At 36.8% G+C, this 16,514-nt stretch carries 23 protein-coding genes; 8 read left to right on the top strand and 15 right to left on the bottom strand.

Features of this window, described 5'->3' with window-relative positions; translation table 11 throughout:
* Window positions 1-8: 8 nt before the first annotated feature.
* The 15 genes from rplN to rpsL form a co-directional block, all read right to left on the bottom strand.
* A complete protein-coding gene (gene rplN, locus EV201_RS08190) occupies window positions 9-374 on the bottom strand; it encodes a 50S ribosomal protein L14 (protein WP_130307105.1) in 366 nt (121 codons plus the stop codon).
* A gap of 2 nt (window positions 375-376) precedes the next feature.
* Window positions 377-631, bottom strand: coding sequence for a 30S ribosomal protein S17 (rpsQ, locus tag EV201_RS08195; RefSeq protein ID WP_129252900.1), 255 nt, complete (start codon window positions 629-631; stop codon window positions 377-379).
* Window positions 632-638: 7 nt separating this feature from the next.
* Window positions 639-836: a 50S ribosomal protein L29 gene (gene rpmC / locus EV201_RS08200; RefSeq protein WP_130307106.1), complete on the bottom strand. Its 198-nt coding sequence runs from the start codon at window positions 834-836 to the stop codon at window positions 639-641.
* Window positions 837-838: 2 nt separating this feature from the next.
* Window positions 839-1,270 (bottom strand): 50S ribosomal protein L16, encoded by a 432-nt coding sequence (gene rplP / locus EV201_RS08205; protein WP_130307107.1) that lies wholly within the window; start codon window positions 1,268-1,270, stop codon window positions 839-841.
* Between the two features lie 26 nt (window positions 1,271-1,296).
* Entirely contained in the window at window positions 1,297-2,010 is a 714-nt protein-coding gene (gene rpsC / locus EV201_RS08210; RefSeq protein WP_130307108.1) for a 30S ribosomal protein S3, read from the bottom strand.
* A gap of 5 nt (window positions 2,011-2,015) precedes the next feature.
* Window positions 2,016-2,432, bottom strand: coding sequence for a 50S ribosomal protein L22 (gene rplV / locus EV201_RS08215; protein ID WP_130307109.1), 417 nt, complete (start codon window positions 2,430-2,432; stop codon window positions 2,016-2,018).
* A 40-nt stretch (window positions 2,433-2,472) separates the two neighbouring features.
* A complete protein-coding gene (gene rpsS, locus EV201_RS08220) occupies window positions 2,473-2,742 on the bottom strand; it encodes a 30S ribosomal protein S19 (protein WP_130307110.1) in 270 nt (89 codons plus the stop codon).
* A 19-nt stretch (window positions 2,743-2,761) separates the two neighbouring features.
* On the bottom strand, window positions 2,762-3,586 hold the full coding sequence (gene rplB / locus EV201_RS08225) for a 50S ribosomal protein L2 (RefSeq protein WP_130307111.1): 825 nt from the start codon (window positions 3,584-3,586) through the stop codon (window positions 2,762-2,764).
* 7 nt (window positions 3,587-3,593) lie between these two features.
* On the bottom strand, window positions 3,594-3,884 hold the full coding sequence (rplW, locus tag EV201_RS08230) for a 50S ribosomal protein L23 (RefSeq protein ID WP_130307112.1): 291 nt from the start codon (window positions 3,882-3,884) through the stop codon (window positions 3,594-3,596).
* A 10-nt stretch (window positions 3,885-3,894) separates the two neighbouring features.
* A complete protein-coding gene (gene rplD, locus EV201_RS08235; protein ID WP_130307113.1) occupies window positions 3,895-4,527 on the bottom strand; it encodes a 50S ribosomal protein L4 in 633 nt (210 codons plus the stop codon).
* Window positions 4,527-5,144 carry a 50S ribosomal protein L3 gene (gene rplC, locus EV201_RS08240; protein WP_130307114.1) on the bottom strand — a complete coding sequence of 206 codons (618 nt, stop codon included), beginning with the start codon at window positions 5,142-5,144 and terminating at the stop codon, window positions 4,527-4,529. Before rplC ends, rplD begins: the two co-directional genes overlap by 1 nt.
* Before the next feature lie 41 nt (window positions 5,145-5,185).
* Complete coding sequence (rpsJ, locus tag EV201_RS08245; RefSeq protein ID WP_129252881.1) at window positions 5,186-5,491, bottom strand: 30S ribosomal protein S10; 306 nt, start codon at window positions 5,489-5,491, stop codon at window positions 5,186-5,188.
* Window positions 5,492-5,516: 25 nt separating this feature from the next.
* Window positions 5,517-7,631, bottom strand: a complete 2,115-nt coding sequence (gene fusA, locus EV201_RS08250) for an elongation factor G (protein ID WP_130307115.1) — start codon at window positions 7,629-7,631, stop codon at window positions 5,517-5,519.
* Between the two features lie 20 nt (window positions 7,632-7,651).
* A complete protein-coding gene (rpsG, locus tag EV201_RS08255) occupies window positions 7,652-8,128 on the bottom strand; it encodes a 30S ribosomal protein S7 (protein ID WP_130307116.1) in 477 nt (158 codons plus the stop codon).
* Between the two features lie 130 nt (window positions 8,129-8,258).
* Window positions 8,259-8,639 (bottom strand): 30S ribosomal protein S12, encoded by a 381-nt coding sequence (gene rpsL / locus EV201_RS08260; protein WP_129252875.1) that lies wholly within the window; start codon window positions 8,637-8,639, stop codon window positions 8,259-8,261.
* Between the two features lie 1,145 nt (window positions 8,640-9,784).
* On the opposite strand from rpsL, the gene EV201_RS08265 reads away from it, so the two are divergent.
* From EV201_RS08265 to EV201_RS08300, 8 genes are all read left to right on the top strand, one after another.
* On the top strand, window positions 9,785-9,991 hold the full coding sequence (locus EV201_RS08265) for an HTH domain-containing protein (RefSeq protein WP_129252873.1): 207 nt from the start codon (window positions 9,785-9,787) through the stop codon (window positions 9,989-9,991).
* A gap of 388 nt (window positions 9,992-10,379) precedes the next feature.
* Entirely contained in the window at window positions 10,380-11,348 is a 969-nt protein-coding gene (locus tag EV201_RS08270) for a TOMM precursor leader peptide-binding protein (protein ID WP_130307117.1), read from the top strand.
* A 7-nt stretch (window positions 11,349-11,355) separates the two neighbouring features.
* Window positions 11,356-12,645 carry a YcaO-like family protein gene (locus EV201_RS08275; protein ID WP_130307118.1) on the top strand — a complete coding sequence of 430 codons (1,290 nt, stop codon included), beginning with the start codon at window positions 11,356-11,358 and terminating at the stop codon, window positions 12,643-12,645.
* Between the two features lie 52 nt (window positions 12,646-12,697).
* Entirely contained in the window at window positions 12,698-13,555 is an 858-nt protein-coding gene (locus EV201_RS08280; RefSeq protein ID WP_130307119.1) for a SagB family peptide dehydrogenase, read from the top strand.
* A gap of 84 nt (window positions 13,556-13,639) precedes the next feature.
* Entirely contained in the window at window positions 13,640-14,503 is an 864-nt protein-coding gene (locus EV201_RS08285) for an ABC transporter ATP-binding protein (protein WP_130307120.1), read from the top strand.
* On the top strand, window positions 14,496-15,209 hold the full coding sequence (locus EV201_RS08290; protein WP_130307121.1) for an ABC transporter permease: 714 nt from the start codon (window positions 14,496-14,498) through the stop codon (window positions 15,207-15,209). The genes EV201_RS08285 and EV201_RS08290 overlap by 8 nt, the downstream gene beginning before the upstream one ends.
* The gene (locus tag EV201_RS08295; protein WP_130307122.1) at window positions 15,206-15,691 is read left to right on the top strand and encodes a hypothetical protein; all 486 of its coding nucleotides are present in this window, start codon (window positions 15,206-15,208) and stop codon (window positions 15,689-15,691) included. Before EV201_RS08290 ends, EV201_RS08295 begins: the two co-directional genes overlap by 4 nt.
* A 19-nt stretch (window positions 15,692-15,710) precedes the next feature.
* Window positions 15,711-16,511: a tetratricopeptide repeat protein gene (locus tag EV201_RS08300; RefSeq protein ID WP_130307123.1), complete on the top strand. Its 801-nt coding sequence runs from the start codon at window positions 15,711-15,713 to the stop codon at window positions 16,509-16,511.
* Window positions 16,512-16,514 lie beyond the last annotated feature (3 nt).

Here is a 16,514-nt window from a genome sequence, read left to right on the forward strand (position 1 = left end):
TTACAAGATTATAATACTTCTGGTGCTAGAGAAACGATCTTCATGTTAGTTTCACGTAGTTCTCTTGCAACAGGTCCAAAAATACGGGTTCCTCTCATTTCTTCAGCTGTATTCAACAACACACAAGCGTTATCGTCAAAGCGAATATAAGACCCATCATTTCTTCTAATCTCTTTTTTTACACGAACAACAACGGCTTTGGTTACTGTTCCTTTTTTCATGTCCGAACCTGGGATTGAGTTCTTAACGGTAACCACAATCTTATCGCCAATTGATGCATAGCGCTTTTTGGTTCCGCCTAACACACGGATACAAAGAACTTCTTTGGCTCCGCTGTTATCAGCTACTAATAGTCTACTTTCTGTTTGTATCATGATTACTTAGCTCTTTCAATAAGTTCAACTAATCTCCAAGTCTTATTTTTACTTAAAGGTCGGGTTTCCATGATTTTTACGGTATCACCTTCATTACAGGTGTTCTCTTCGTCGTGAGCAGTATACTTTTTAGTTTTGTTCACAAACTTACCGTAAATAGGGTGTTTTTCTTTAGTGTGAACAGCAACTGTGATGGTTTTATCCATTTTGTTGCTTACCACTACCCCGATACGTTCTTTTCTAAGGTTTCTTTCCATCACTTTTTTACTTTTCAGTTAATTGCCTCTGACGTAACTCCGTCATTAATTTTGCAATATTACGTCTGGTTTCCTTAATTTGTAAAGGATTTTCCAAAGGTGAAATAGCGTGATTTAGGTTGAATCGAGTTAATGCTGTTCTTTCAGCGTCCAACTTTTCTACTATTTCCTGTGTTGTTAACTCTTTAATTTCTGAATTCTTCATGATTAATCATTTGAATTTTCAACATAATCACGTCTTACGACAAACTTTGTAGTAACAGGTAATTTTTGAGCAGCAAGACGTAAAGCCTCTTTAGCTACTTCAAAAGGTACACCTTCACACTCAAATAACATTCTTCCTGGTGAAACAGGAGCAACGAATCCTTCTGGTGAACCCTTACCTTTACCCATACGTACCTCTGCAGGCTTCTTAGTGATAGGTTTATCTGGGAAAATTCTGATCCACAGTTGACCTTGTCTTTGCATATATCGGGTTACTGCAACACGAGCAGCTTCAATTTGGCGACCAGTAATCCACTTTGTCTCAAGTGATTTGATTCCAAAAGATCCAAATGCTAATTCAGTTCCGCGTTGAGCGTTACCTTTCATTCTTCCCTTTTGTTGTCTCCTAAATTTAGTCCTTTTTGGTTGTAACATCGTACTAATACATTAAAATTTAAAGACTACTTCTTTTTTCTTCTATTAAAACCTGATTTTCCACCTTTAGGAGCGCGAGCATCGCGTAATCCTGCGTTTGGAGTTAAATCTGGTTTTCCATAAATCTCACCTTTACAGATCCAAACTTTGATACCTAATAAACCGTAAGTTGTTAAAGCTTCAGCTAAATGGTAATCAATATTGGCTCTTAAAGTGTGAAGAGGAGTACGTCCTTCTTTATACATTTCAGAACGTGCCATCTCTGCTCCATTTAAACGGCCTGAGATTTGAATTTTAATTCCTTCAGCACCCATTCTCATTGTAGAAGCAATGGCCATCTTAGTTGCTCTTCTGTAGGCGATACGTCCTTCAATTTGACGAGCAATGTTATTAGCGACGATTACGGCATCCAACTCAGGACGCTTAATTTCAAAGATGTTAATTTGTACTTCTTTGTCAGTAATCTTCTTTAACTCCTCTTTTAGCTTATCTACTTCCTGTCCACCTTTACCGATAATAATACCCGGACGTGCAGTGTTGATAGTAATAGTGATAAGTTTTAGAGTTCTTTCAATTATGATTTTAGAAATACTTGCTTTTGCTAAACGAGCATTTAGATACTTACGAAGTTTTGTATCCTCAACAAGCTTCTCACCGTAGTTTTTTCCACCAAACCAGTTAGAATCCCATCCTCTGATGATTCCTAGTCGATTCCCTATTGGATTTACTTTTTGTCCCATTCTAACTATTCTTTTGTATCACTTTCGGCAGTTTTGCTACCAAGTAATATAGTTACATGATTTGATCTCTTTTTAATTCTATGTGCTCTCCCCTGAGGAGCAGGTCTTAAACGCTTAAGAATACGTGCTGAATCTACTGAAATTTCTTTCACGTAAAGTGCACTTTCCTCAAGTCTCTGCCCTTCATTTTTAGCTTGCCAGTTAGCAATAGCTGAAAGCAATAGTTTTTCTACGCGAGTTGATGCTTCTTTTGGACTGAAACGAAGTACATCTAAAGCTCGGTTCACCTCCATACCTCTTACCATATCGGCAACAAGGCGCATTTTGCGGGGCGAAGTAGGAACATTCCTTAAGCTCGCAAATGCTTTGCTTAAATTCTGCTCCTTTATTTGGTTTGCTTTTATTCTTTTTCTAGCTCCCATTTCTATGAATTCAAAATGTTAATTAAAACCAACGTCACGCTTAACGTTTTTTCTTATCAGCGTGACCTCTAAAGGTACGAGTTGGTGCAAATTCCCCTAATTTGTGTCCTACCATATTTTCGGTAACATACACTGGGATGAATTTATTTCCGTTGTGAACGGCAATCGTGTGGCCTACGAAATCTGGAGAGATCATAGAACGACGTGACCAGGTTTTAATCACAGATTTTTTACCTGACTCGTTTTGCTCTACTACTCTTTTATCCAATTTGAAATCGATAAAAGGGCCTTTTTTTAATGAACGACTCATAACAACTTAGTTAATCAAATTATTTTTTCCTTCTTTCAACGATATACTTATTAGAAGCATTCTTCTTAGCTCTGGTTTTGAAACCTTTTGCCAAGACACCTGTTCTAGAGCGTGGATGTCCACCTGAAGATTTACCTTCACCACCACCCATTGGGTGATCAACTGGATTCATCACTACACCACGAACACGAGGTCTTCTACCTAACCAGCGAGTACGACCAGCTTTACCACTTCTTTCTAGAGCGTGATCGCTATTAGAAACAGTACCGATTGTAGCTTTACAGGTAACAAGAATCATTCTAACTTCTCCCGAAGGCAATTTGATCATTGCATATTTGCCATCTCGTGAAACGAGTTGAGCATATGCACCAGCACTACGAGCCATCACAGCACCTTGAGAGGGTCTTAATTCAATATTATGAATTATTGTACCTAATGGGATATCTGATAATGGCATTGCATTTCCGATCTCTGGAGCAACGTTTCCACCAGAAACAAGAGTTTGTCCAACTTCCAATCCGTTAGGAGCAATAATGTAACGTTTCTCACCATCTGCATACACAAGCAAAGCAATGCGCGCAGTACGGTTTGGATCGTACTCTATTGAAACAACTTTGGCAGGGATAGTATCCTTGTCTCTTTTGAAATCGATTACTCGATATCTTCTTTTGTGACCACCACCTATATATCTCATTGTCATTTTACCGGTGTTATTTCTACCACCGGTTTTTTTCATTGGTCTTAACAATGATTTCTCAGGTTTGTCTGTAGTTACCTGTTCAAAGGTATTTAAGATCTTATTTCTTTGACCAGGAGTTACAGGTTTTAATTTACGTACAGCCATTTTCTAATTAAATATTGCTATAAAAATCTATGTTATCTCCTTCAACTAAAGTTATAATCGCTTTCTTAAAAGAAGCAGTTCTTCCTTCAATTGCACCAGCTTTAGTAAAACGGCTTTTTTTCTTACCCTGATAATTCATGGTATTCACTGCCGCAACTTTCACGTTGTACATTTTCTCAACTGCTTTTTTAATATCGATCTTTGTTGCTCTACGATCAACAACAAAACCTACGCGATTTAGCTTTTCGCTTAGGTCAGTCATTTTCTCAGTAACGAGGGGCTTTAATAAAATTTCCATTTTTTTAAACTTAGTTTAGTTTAAACATTTCATCGAGCCCTTTAATCGAACTCTCAACGAATAACAAAGTTGAAGCTTTCATAATGTCATAAGTTGCTAAGTCAGAAACACGCACAACTTCAACATTCTTCAAATTACGAGACGACAAATATATGTTTTTATTCTCTTCGTTTAAAACCAAAAGTACTTTTTTATCAGCCACTTTCAGATTATTTTGAAGATCAACAAACAATTTTGTCTTTACTGCTTCAAAATTGAAATCTTCTACAACCACTAAAGCATTGTTTTGCGCCTTAACTGCTAGTGCAGATTTACGTGCCAATTGCTTAAGTTTTTTGTTCAATTTAAAGCTGTAGTTTCTTGGACGTGGTCCGAAACAACGTCCTCCACCACGAAACAAAGGAGACTTAATACTACCCGCACGAGCTGTACCAGTACCTTTTTGCTTTTTAATTTTAGCTGTACTACCAGAAATCTCAGCTCTCTCTTTCGATTTGTGAGTTCCCTGACGTTGGTTAGCCAAAAATTGTTTTACATCTAAGTAAATAGCGTGCTCATTTGGTTCGATGCCGAAAACTGAATCTTGCAACTCAATTTTTCTTCCTGTATCTTCTCCAGCTGTGTTTAAAATAGTTAATTCCATTACTTTTCAATAATTACGTATGAACCTTTAGACCCTGGAAGAGATCCTTTAACTAATAATAAGTTGTTCTCAGGAATTACCTTAAGAACCTGAAGGTTTTGAACCTTCACAGTGTCCCCACCAGTACGTCCGGCCATTCTCATGCCCTTAAATACTCTTGCTGGGTAAGATGCAGCACCAATAGAACCTGGCGCACGTAAACGGTTATGTTGACCGTGTGTCGCGCCACCTACTCCGCCAAAACCATGACGTTTTACAACACCTTGGAAACCTTTACCCTTTGATACCCCTGCAACATCCACAAATGGAGTTTCTGCAAAAATATCAACAGTAATAGCATCACCTAACTTATATTCATTCTCAAAATCTGAAAATTCAACAAGTTTTTTCTTTGGTGTAGTGTTTGCCTTTTTAAAGTGCCCATCTAGCGCCTTAGTTGTTCGCTTTTCTTTCTTTTCATCAAAAGCCAACTGAAGTGCTTCGTAACCGTCAGACTCAATAGTCTTAACTTGTGTTACAACACATGGACCTGCCTCAATGACAGTGCATGGAATACATTTTCCCTCGGCACTGTAAACGGAAGTCATTCCGATTTTTTTTCCAATTAATCCTGGCATTTCTCTTTTTGTTTTAATATAAAACTAACAATTACTGTCTATCAAACTTTGATCTCAACTTCAACTCCACTAGGCAACTCAAGTTTCATCAAAGCATCAATTGTACTTGCAGAAGAACTGTAAATATCAATTAAACGCTTAAATGAAGAAAGCTGAAATTGTTCTCTTGATTTCTTGTTCACGAAAGTTGAACGAAGAACAGTAAATATTCTTTTGTGAGTAGGAAGTGGAACTGGTCCACTTACAACTGCACCTGTAGCCTTAACTGTTTTTACAATCTTATCAGCTGACTTGTCAACTAAATTGTGATCGTAAGATTTCAGTTTAATTCTAATTTTCTGGCTCATATTATTAAATCTATTACGATATTAATTACAATAATTCTACTTTACCCTTAGCGGCTTCTACAACCTCTTTAGCAATTCCTTTAGGCACATCTTCGAAATGTGAGAATTCCATAGAAGAGTTTGCACGACCAGAAGAAAGAGTTCTCAATACAGTTACATAACCGAATTGTTCTGCCAAAGGTACTTTAGCGTTCACAACTCGCGCACCATGTTTAGACTCCATACCTTCAATCTGACCACGACGCTTATTCAAGTCACCGATGATATCACCCATATATTCTTCTGGAGTAACAACTTCAACTTTCATAATAGGCTCAAGAAGGATTGGTCCTGCCTTAGCACATGCTTCTTTGAAACCTTGCTTAGCAGCCAATTCAAATGATAATTGATCCGAGTCAACTGGGTGGAAAGATCCATCAAACAATACAACTTTTAATGTATCAACAGTATAACCTGCTAACACACCATTAGCCATTGCATCCTGGAAACCTTTCTGTACAGATGGAACAAATTCCTTAGGAATGTTACCACCCTTGATTTGGTCAACAAACTGTAATCCTTCTCCTTCGAAATCTGCATCAACTGGAGATAAACGGAATTGGATATCAGCAAATTTACCACGTCCACCAGACTGCTTCTTGAATACCTGACGGTGCTCAACTTCGCGAGTAATAGCTTCCTTATATGCAACCTGAGGTGCACCTTGATTACACTCAACCTTGAATTCACGCTTCAAACGGTCGATAATAATATCAAGATGAAGTTCACCCATACCAGAGATTACTGTCTGTCCTGAATCATCATCTGTTTTAACCTGGAAGGTTGGATCCTCTTCAGCTAGTTTAGCTAAAGCCATACCCATTTTATCCACATCTTTCTGAGTCAAAGGCTCAACAGCAATACCAATTACTGGATCTGGGAAATCCATAGATTCTAATTCGATTGGTGTTTCTTTTTGACAAAGGGTATCACCAGTACGAATATCTTTAAAACCTACACAAGCACAAATATCACCAGCCTCAACACGGTCGATAGCATTTTGCTTGTTTGAATGCATTTGGTATAAACGAGAAATACGCTCTTTGTTACCTGTTCTTACGTTATAAACATATGAACCGGCATCAATAGAACCTGAATATACACGAGTAAATGCCAAACGACCTACGAATGGGTCAGTAGCAATTTTAAATGCAAGAGCTGCTAAAGGCTCATCAACAGATGGTTGTCTTGACTCAACCTCATCTGTTCCTGGTATAGTACCTTCAATAGCATCAATATCTAATGGATGTGGCAAGTAAGCAATCATAGCATCCAATAGTCTTTGAACACCTTTATTCTTAAATGCAGAACCACATAACATTGGAACAATCTCCATGCTAATAGTAGCCTTACGGATAACCGCATACATCTCATCTTCAGTAATAGAATCTGGATCTTCGAAGAAACGCTCCATCAACTCTTCATCCTGCTCAGCTACTGCCTCTACAAGATTAGCTCTCCACTCGTTAGCCTCTTCTACTAGATCAGCTGGAATTTCTTCCATTCTATAGTTTGTTCCATTCTCATCCTCGAACCAGATACAAGCTTGCATTGTAATCAAATCAACTACACCACAAAACTTTTCTTCTGTTCCGATTGGAATCTGAATAGGTACAGGATTAGCACCAAGCTTTTCCTTAACCTCACGTACAGCTTTGAAAAAGTCAGCACCAGAACGGTCCATCTTGTTCACAAAACCCATACGAGGAACTTTATATTTATTAGCTTGTCTCCAAACTGTCTCAGACTGAGCCTCAACACCACCTACAGCACAAAAACATGCTACAGCACCATCAAGAACACGTAATGAACGCTCTACCTCTACGGTAAAGTCAACGTGACCCGGGGTATCAATAATGTTGATCTGGAATTTCTCATTATTGTAGTTCCAATAACAAGTTGTAGCCGCAGAAGTAATGGTAATACCACGCTCTTGCTCTTGCTCCATCCAGTCCATGGTAGCAGCTCCATCATGCACCTCACCAATTTTGTGAGAAACACCAGTATAATACAAAATACGTTCTGTAGTTGTAGTTTTACCAGCATCGATGTGAGCCATGATACCAACATTTCTGGTATATTTTAAATCTCTTTTTGCCATGATCTTATAACTTGCGATGATTAAAATCTAAAATGCGCAAAAGCACGGTTAGCTTCAGCCATTCTATGCGTATCTTCCTTCTTCTTATAAGCTCCACCCTCTTCGTTGAATCCAGCAATAATTTCAGCTGCCAACTTATCGGCCATAGACTTACCTGATCTCTTACGAGCAAAAAGAATCATGTTCTTAATAGAGATAGCAACTTTTCTTTCTGGACGAATTTCCATAGGTACTTGGAAAGTAGCACCACCAACACGACGAGACTTAACCTCTACTGCAGGTGTAATATTCTCCAAAGATTTTTTCCAAACCTCAATTGGAGACTTTCCAGTTTTTTCAGTTTTTTCCTTAACGATTTCTAACGCCGCATAAAAAATCTTAAATGATAGATTTTTCTTCCCGTCAACCATTAAGTCATTTACAAATCGTGTTACCAACACATCATTAAATTTTGGATCTGGTAACAAGATTCTCTTTTTTGGTCTTGATTTTCTCATTCTTTTCTTAGTTTACGAGTTATCCGTTGTAGCTGCCTTTTTCAGTCTTCAAAAATCTCACGATCATTTACTCAACTTAATAGAGAACAACACATAAACATTAACCCACAGTTTTGAAAACTAGAATTAATTACTTTTTAGCTTTTGGTCTCTTAGTACCATACTTAGAACGACGCTGCATACGACCTTCTACTCCTGAAGCATCTAGTGCACCACGAACAAGGTGATATCTTACCCCTGGAAGGTCTTTTACACGACCACCACGAATCAATACGATCGAGTGCTCTTGCAAATTATGTCCTTCTCCTGGAATGTAAGCATTCACTTCTTTTCCGTTTGTCAATCTAACACGAGCTACCTTACGCATAGCTGAGTTAGGCTTCTTAGGTGTAGTAGTGTAAACACGAACACAAACTCCTCTTCTCTGAGGACAAGAATCCAAGGCTGGAGCCTTACTTTTCTCTACAAGTTTGGTGCGTCCTTTTCTAACTAACTGTTGAATTGTAGGCATATTAACAATTACTTTGTGATTAAATATATTTTAACAAATTGGTTGCAAAGGTATTAATTATTTTCAAATAACAATAGGCGACCCTAGTTATTTTCACAAAAAACCCTTTAAATCAGCGTACAAAGTTAGCTAATTGTTTTTATAGATTTTTCATCTTTATCAACTGAAATGAAACTTAGGTCAATTCTTAACAAAACGCCCCTTTTTCCCAATTTTAACAAAATTTTAAAATAGAAACCCAACTTAGGGCTCTCCATAAATCTGTCAACCACTCGATAAATTCAATCAACCCAATCATATATACAAATTTTAATTCCTAATACCCCATAATAAAAAACATTTACACCTCTTTAAAAATAACATTCAGCATATAAAAGTGAATACGATCCTTTGAAGAACACATTCTTAAATTAAGTGCCCACAAAATATCTCTCTCGTAATATCACCAGTGTCAACTCTCAGACAACATCAATTGCATCAGATATTTCCGAAGTCAATATTTTTGAATCATTCAAAGAGTCAACATGCTCCTATATATCACGACCAGAAGCCCCTCATAAAAAACTGACATATCGACTCAAGATAAAACACTAACAATCAACATTTTAATTTTCAACAAGAAAAAAAAATCAATAAACCCGGGTTACTTTTTAACAAAAAAGAGAATTAAGGGTTAAGCGAGTACGACGTGTTTCTTTTTAAGAAACAGAACGAATCAATACAGGAAACAACTACCCCATAAGTGTTTCCACAATTGAAAACAAAAGAAAACGCTCAGAATCGGCAACAAACTAAATTGTTTTTATTTGATAACACCTTATTAAAACAAGACAGCTTTCCATTTCTTCTGAGACAATCTAGCCATTAAGTAAATCAGCTGAATCATCAATCGTGATTGCATGTACTCGCGTACATCTATGTTATGCATTGATGTCAGAAACTTTCATACAATCACTTATAACTTAAAATTATTTAGTTACCTGATTCGGGCATAAAGAATCTACGCACAAAAATGATTCTCCCACAGAAAGTCTACAATAAAAAAATCCTAACCTGCCAGTCAAGCATCAATACAATAAGGCATAAAAGAAACTAAAACACAACATGTTTTAATAATCAAACTCAACAATAAAATTTTAATTTATATGGACTATGTTACCTATTCAGAGAAGCTTCAATACATCAAGAGTCTTGCAAAGAGAGGAGCCACAGGATCCTGTAAAGAATTAGCTGAAAAACTGAATGTTTCAGAAAGTACTGTTAAAAGAATGATTCGATGTCTTAGAATACTAGGTGTTAATATTAAGTTTTGTAATTACAGACGATCGTATAAAATTATCTCTGAAGATTGATTTTGACGAAAGGTCATTTTTTGACCTTGTACTAACATATATTTGCCACGGAGATGCTTTACTTGCAAGTTAATCTATTCTCAAAATCAATTATTATTAACTTCAAAACCTTTTGTTATGAAAATTACAAAACTATCAAAGAAATCAATGGGTACGAATATGCTTGCTGCTGCAGGATGCTGCTGTAGTTGTTGTTGTAGCTGTTGCGTTAGTGTTACTACATCATAGTAATACTCACCAATTTTATTTCTCAGGAACAAAATTGTTCCTGAGAAATTCCACTCTACCAATTAACCCATTTCTTTAAAAAGACCTAAGGCTTTTGTATAAGTGATTTTTACCATCACAACTATTTATAACAAACCAGCCTTGACCCAATATAAAATTCATGATAGATAAGTTTGATGTTTTTAAAGATGAAGCAAACAATTGCTTTCAGTTAAGAACAAAATCCAATGCTTATGCCTTGGAATTTGATGATATAGAGAAAGAGGCAATCTTCTTAAAAATAGTTAAGTCTATTCAGGGAAACCCCTCTATCAGCTTAAAACAAATAAGGGGATTATTTGAAAAAAATACAGATCCCAAAGTTACAGAAGTTCTAAACACCTTAAATGATTATGGTTTTTTACCTATACCAACTTCAATGGAACTGGTTGGAAAAAACAATAATGAACAAACGACCAATAGCAGCTATAATGCCCTTGAAAAAATTGATATTGGAATAATCGGCGAGGGACCATTGTTTGAAATACTGTCAAAGCGCGCCAACTCAATTCACTTTAGCAAAATAGAAAAGAAAAATTACAGCGAATTAAAAAATACTGAAGATATTGAGAAGCTGATTCACAGTGTTGATTTTATAATTGTTGACGCCAATCAATGGAGTCCCTTTCATTTAGAACTGATAAATAAAATCGCTCTTAAAAATGAGAAGCCCTGGTTATACGTCGGTGGATTAGAAGAAATATCTTTAAAAATAGGTCCTCTTTTTTATGGGAAAGAGACAGGTTGTTACAATTGTCTCATTAGTCGTTTGAAAAGCAATCACGAATATCCTGAAATGCTAACAGCCTATGAAGGTTACCTACATGAACGCAAAATTGCATCTAAGCCAGATTTGTTTCCAAGTCTCGAAATTATATATGGTCTGATTAGTAATCTCGTTTTTCTGGAAGTTGCAAAATTTTATGAATCGTGGAGCTTACCCCTGACTTGGCGTACCGTGTTATCATTTGATATTATGAATTATCAGATGACTCAACACAGCCTTTTAAAAAAACCTTTCTGTGAAATTTGTAAGCCTGAACTGGAATACAATCCTTCTCCATGGCTTGAAGCCATCACTTTAAAATAGAAACCTTATGTCTGAAAGTACTTTAGTGAATGGTTTGAAAACCATATCAAACGAACTGGGCCTCTTATACCATATCGTTAAAATGCCCCGACTAAATGGTGACCCAAAAATGATAAGCTATGGTATTTGGCCTGCTGACACCAAATATCTTGGAGGAGAAAAATTTGGAGGAAGAAGCAGTGGCTGTGGCTATGTTTGGGACGATGCCATATTAGGAACCATAGGTGAAACAGTGGAACGATATGCCCCTGCCTTTCATAATATTGAAGAAGGCATAAAATCAACTTACCGTAATTTGGATAAAAAAGCAATTCATCCGGATGAATTTGCTCTATTCCATGAAAAACAATACGAAGACCCAAGATTAAACGTACAGCCATTTACCGAGGACATCCCACTAACCTGGTTTCCCATGAAAGATTTAACCAATGGAGAAACATGTTACGTTCCCGGGCAATTTATTTATATGCCATTCACCCGTGACGAAAATTGGGTATCTATAAATACGTCTACCGGTCTGGCAGCACATTCCAACTATTATAAAGCCATACTAAATGGTCTGTACGAGGTCATCGAACGCGATAGTTTTGTGATTACCTGGATGCAGAAACTAATCCCAAAAAAAATTAAAATCACACGTGAAATTCAGAATTACCTGGATGCATATTATCCTCCGCATTTCGAATGGCATTTTTTTGATGTAACCTACGATATAAAAGTGCCAACCATACTGGGTTTTTGTATTGGAGAAACTGAGTATGGCAAATTTATAGCATTTGGCTCTTCAACTCGTATCAGCTACGGCGCATCTCTAAAAAAGGTCATTCAGGAAATCGGACAAACCATACCTTATTTCAGATTCCTTTTGGGTGAAAGAAAAGATTGGAACCCGGATGATGACTATTCAAAACTCATGGATTTCGAAGAGCATTCAATTTTCTATGTAAAACGACAGGATTTGTGGCATATTTTTGACAAATGGAAAGACACAGAACCAAGTAAAGTAATTGATCTTCATGAACCACAAGTGCTATCTGATCAGGAAACAATCAGACATATTGTTGGTCTGCTCAAAGAAAAAAATTACAACGTTCTGTTTAAAGATCTCACAACTCCGGATATCAGACAAATCGGTTTTTACAGCATCAAGGTATTTGTACCTCAACTGATTCCATTATCGGGAGCATACCCGTTGTATTACAATGGAGGGAAACGACTGTATTCTGTCCCTGAAAAAATGGGCTTTACAGCACATGACTACGATAATTTAAATAAATATCCTCACCCTTTCCCTTAATAGAATAGAACCTAAGAATAAAATTCATACCCCATAAATAAAGAAACCAAGCGTGAAATTAACCAACATAAAAGATAAGTATGACGATAAGGATGGCACCCTCTATGGTAAAAAAAACATAGACGAATCCTTAGCCTTACTCTTCCATGAGAATTCAAAATTTACTACACATTCCATGCGAAAGCAAGGTGAACGTATAAGTGCTTTCAGTAACCCCTACGTGGCAGAACGAAGCAGTCAACCCTTTAAAACATATCCAGGCACCGAACAAATCGATCTGTCAGTTTATGAACAAATACCACACAAAGGCGACCTTTTTGAAACAATCAAAAAACGCAGAAGCATAAGGGATTATAAGGCAGATTCAACAATTTCCTTAAATGAACTCTATGTCTTACTTCAATATTCATATGGGGTAAACCTCCGACAGAAGATGGAAGGCTTTGGAGTCGATGGGCATATTGGTCTTCGTAATGTTCCTTCAGGAGGAGGCTTGTTTCCTCTGGAGCTTTATATCGTCATATTCAAAGCCCATATCCCCTCAGGTTTGTATCATTTTAGATCCGACTCCATGTGTCTCGAAAAAATAAAAGAAGGGGAATTCATGGATGAATTAATCAAGATCATCCAGGCTGAGCCATACGTAAATATGAGAAGTTCTTCGGCCTTATTTATCACGACGGGCATCCTCGAAAGACAAATGATTAAATATGGCGATCGCGCTTATCGTTTCATGCTACAGGAATCTGGTTTTGTAAGCATGATGATGAGTCTTTTAGCCGAATCTCTCAACCTGGGCAGTTGTATGCTAGGGGGGTACAACGACGATAAGGTAAATGAATTTCTGGGAATTGATGGTGTTTTTGAAAGCGTAAACAACCTCCTTGTTGTTGGTAGTAAGAAAGACTAAATACAATGGCTATCATACTGACTACTCTACAATTATTTTTAATCGTCTATAAAAAAGCTAATCCCAATATAAACTTACAATTCTATGAACAAAATCCTTATAACGAACATTTCCTATTCCGTAAAGGGTAAACAAATTCTCAACGATTTAAGTTTTGAAGTAAAACAGAATGAGGTATTTGCTCTAATAGGCAAAAATGGAAGTGGAAAATCAAGCTTGATAGATATCATCCTTCAGGATTTAAAACCTGACAGTGGAGAAGTAAAACTGTTTGGGAAAGAAAAATGTAACTACAAAAACGTGGGCATTTTATACGATCACTTACCTCTAATTACTTTGCTCCGGGTTGAAGAAATTATCAAATATTACTGTACCGTTCACAAACTAAAGTATGCTACAATAGCTCAACACTTTTTTGAAGATTTTGAGATCAAACCCATAGAAAAATCATTCATCAGAACCCTCTCTTTAGGTGAGAAGAAAAGAGTCTCAATATTATTGGCAGTCATGCACAATCCAGACTTACTTATTCTGGACGAGCCCTTTGCCAATGTGGATCCGACTATAACAAACCGAATATGGAACGTTTTAAAGAGAGACGGCCGAACCATTTTTTTCACAACTCATAATTGGGCTGATGCCGAAAAGCGTGCAGACAAGGTGGCATTTCTTGGAAATGGAAAACTCATTGCAAAACCTCTCAAACCGGCAGAAGCTATCAAAAATTTACCCGCACAAAAAAAGTTAATCTTTACCTCAACACAGGAAGTCGAGCGCCTTTTAACTAAAGAGACATACTATAAACACGATGGAAATATCGTTTGTTTTTCACAACCTGGCTCTTCACTATTCCGCGTTATCGCCCAGTACACAAGCAATTTCTCCATTCAGGATGTAGATTTAACCGACGTTTATTTGTTTCATTTAAAAGCAGAATCACATGTTTAAAATTTTATGTCATTCAATCTATTTTCACTTGATTAATTATCTACGCATTAAGCAAGCCGTATTCTTCTCACTGGCCTTCCCCATCTTCCTTTTTATCGTATTTGGAAATATCTGGGGACTCAATCAGCATGACTATGTCGTCTCACTTTTCACCGGTGTTTTAGGAATGACAATAGCCAGCGATGGTTTGTTCGCTATAGGGCCTGTCGTTAGAGAATATTATGCCTCGGGATTAATAAAATATCTGAGAAAATTACCCATGAATATTTTAACCTATTTCATCGGATTAATAATAAGCCGAATTATTTCCTTACTCGTAGTCTTGGGATTACTCACACTTGTTTCAAAACTGATGTTTAATTTCACCCCATCACCCGAGCAAATTATAAACCTCATAGCTGGTATTGTTATTGGCTTATTCCTATTTGCTTTTTTAGGGCTGACCATATCCTTCTCTGGAATTAAATACGGATCTGAGAAAGGACTCATCAACTTTGTTTTTTTTGGTATTTTATTCACCAGTAATTCCTTCTACCCGGTTGGTCAATTCAACAGTATCGTCGGAGCAATTGGTGATGCGCTTCCACTTAACCCAATTCTACACGTCCTTAGAGATGAATCAAGTGGGTTCATTATCCTATTATGGCTAATTATCCCCATTGTTTTGTTCTCAGTATTATTTCGTCGAATCAAATTCGTTAGATGATGATTATACTACACAGTCTACTCTTTTTTCTATTATTCATGTTGATTCATGAAGGAGGACATATTATTGCAGCCAAAACAATGGCTATACCGATACAAAAAATAGGAGCCAGTTTAAAACCCTACCCTCACTTTTATGTATCAGTCACTTGGCCTCGTTCCATAGTGCAAAAATACTCCTATCTATTCGCAGGCATGGCGCTCACCTGGCTCATTTTTTCAATTGTACAAATCAATGATTACTGGGGTATCAAAAGTCTCTATTATGGTTTGATCATTCAACTAATTGTAGAAATGAATCCATTCCATTCAGATATTATTATCGCCATTGTAACCAACCGAAAAAGCTTCAAAAAAGCAGGTTTTAACGACTTTGAATCCATATATAAAACAGAATTAGATGCCTATCATTTCAGTGCGCTTTGGTATCTGCACTTTAGTCTGTGGATGGTTGTTATTGTTTTACTCCTTAAAATGTCCTAAACAATTAAATAACAAAACTATGAAACACCTTATATTTATTTTATTTCTCGCGTGCTTCAACCTATCTACCCCCTGTAAAGCACTTATTAACACAAACAGTCGACTGATTACTGTACAAAAAAATAAACCTGATTCGACGAACTTTCTGAATGGGATTCAAGGCAAAATCGATCAAACCTTTCTGCTTGCTTTAAAAACAAAACAAGCAGAGCACTTACTCCTTTTAGAACAAAAACTGAATAAACTTGATGCCAAAAATTCAAACCCAATCATCACGTATTGGCAATCCTATGCAAGTTATTATTTATCGATTTGTTACCTGCAGCTAAAGAATAAAAAAGCCTCGGAAAAATCCATCAATAAGGCTATTGAGCTCATTGAAAATCTGGAAAATAAGAATTCTGAAGACTACTCCCTTTTAGCCTATGAACAAAGCTTCTCCTGCCAATTTAAACCAGGCATTATTATTCCCTTTATATCAAAAAAACTAAAAAGAAATTGCGAAACTGCAATACAAATCGATTCGCTGAATATGAGAGCCTACTTTGTTTTAGGCAGCAACGACTTTTATACCCCGGAGATGTTTGGTGGTGGAAAATCTGTCGAAAAAATGCTGCTCAAAGCCATAGATATGCCCGAACAAAAAATAACAAATCCCTTTCTGCCGTCATGGGGAAAAATGGATGCCTATGAATTGTTAATACGCTGGTATATACGAAAGGAAAAATGGAATCTTGCACACAAATACTATCAGGAAGGGCTAAAAAAATACCCAACCAGTTTTCTTATTCAAGAGCTAGCTTCAAAAATAAAAGAATAGATA

The sequence above is a fragment of the Ancylomarina subtilis genome (assembly GCF_004217115.1).
GTDB classification, from domain to species: domain Bacteria; phylum Bacteroidota; class Bacteroidia; order Bacteroidales; family Marinifilaceae; genus Ancylomarina; species Ancylomarina subtilis.

What these genes read in the sequence shown, in the direction of transcription:
- rplN (WP_130307105.1), bottom strand. Translation starts at nt 374, where the DNA reads ATGATACAAACAGAAAGTAGACTATTAGTAGCTGATAACAGCGGAGCC.
- rpsQ (WP_129252900.1), bottom strand. Translation starts at nt 631, where the DNA reads ATGGAAAGAAACCTTAGAAAAGAACGTATCGGGGTAGTGGTAAGCAAC.
- rpmC (WP_130307106.1), bottom strand. Translation starts at nt 836, where the DNA reads ATGAAGAATTCAGAAATTAAAGAGTTAACAACACAGGAAATAGTAGAA.
- rplP (WP_130307107.1), bottom strand. Translation starts at nt 1,270, where the DNA reads ATGTTACAACCAAAAAGGACTAAATTTAGGAGACAACAAAAGGGAAGA.
- rpsC (WP_130307108.1), bottom strand. Translation starts at nt 2,010, where the DNA reads ATGGGACAAAAAGTAAATCCAATAGGGAATCGACTAGGAATCATCAGA.
- rplV (WP_130307109.1), bottom strand. Translation starts at nt 2,432, where the DNA reads ATGGGAGCTAGAAAAAGAATAAAAGCAAACCAAATAAAGGAGCAGAAT.
- rpsS (WP_130307110.1), bottom strand. Translation starts at nt 2,742, where the DNA reads ATGAGTCGTTCATTAAAAAAAGGCCCTTTTATCGATTTCAAATTGGAT.
- rplB (WP_130307111.1), bottom strand. Translation starts at nt 3,586, where the DNA reads ATGGCTGTACGTAAATTAAAACCTGTAACTCCTGGTCAAAGAAATAAG.
- rplW (WP_130307112.1), bottom strand. Translation starts at nt 3,884, where the DNA reads ATGGAAATTTTATTAAAGCCCCTCGTTACTGAGAAAATGACTGACCTA.
- rplD (WP_130307113.1), bottom strand. Translation starts at nt 4,527, where the DNA reads ATGGAATTAACTATTTTAAACACAGCTGGAGAAGATACAGGAAGAAAA.
- rplC (WP_130307114.1), bottom strand. Translation starts at nt 5,144, where the DNA reads ATGCCAGGATTAATTGGAAAAAAAATCGGAATGACTTCCGTTTACAGT.
- rpsJ (WP_129252881.1), bottom strand. Translation starts at nt 5,491, where the DNA reads ATGAGCCAGAAAATTAGAATTAAACTGAAATCTTACGATCACAATTTA.
- fusA (WP_130307115.1), bottom strand. Translation starts at nt 7,631, where the DNA reads ATGGCAAAAAGAGATTTAAAATATACCAGAAATGTTGGTATCATGGCT.
- rpsG (WP_130307116.1), bottom strand. Translation starts at nt 8,128, where the DNA reads ATGAGAAAATCAAGACCAAAAAAGAGAATCTTGTTACCAGATCCAAAA.
- rpsL (WP_129252875.1), bottom strand. Translation starts at nt 8,639, where the DNA reads ATGCCTACAATTCAACAGTTAGTTAGAAAAGGACGCACCAAACTTGTA.
- EV201_RS08265 (WP_129252873.1), top strand. Translation starts at nt 9,785, where the DNA reads ATGGACTATGTTACCTATTCAGAGAAGCTTCAATACATCAAGAGTCTT.
- EV201_RS08270 (WP_130307117.1), top strand. Translation starts at nt 10,380, where the DNA reads ATGATAGATAAGTTTGATGTTTTTAAAGATGAAGCAAACAATTGCTTT.
- EV201_RS08275 (WP_130307118.1), top strand. Translation starts at nt 11,356, where the DNA reads ATGTCTGAAAGTACTTTAGTGAATGGTTTGAAAACCATATCAAACGAA.
- EV201_RS08285 (WP_130307120.1), top strand. Translation starts at nt 13,640, where the DNA reads ATGAACAAAATCCTTATAACGAACATTTCCTATTCCGTAAAGGGTAAA.
- EV201_RS08290 (WP_130307121.1), top strand. Translation starts at nt 14,496, where the DNA reads ATGTTTAAAATTTTATGTCATTCAATCTATTTTCACTTGATTAATTAT.
- EV201_RS08295 (WP_130307122.1), top strand. Translation starts at nt 15,206, where the DNA reads ATGATGATTATACTACACAGTCTACTCTTTTTTCTATTATTCATGTTG.
- EV201_RS08300 (WP_130307123.1), top strand. Translation starts at nt 15,711, where the DNA reads ATGAAACACCTTATATTTATTTTATTTCTCGCGTGCTTCAACCTATCT.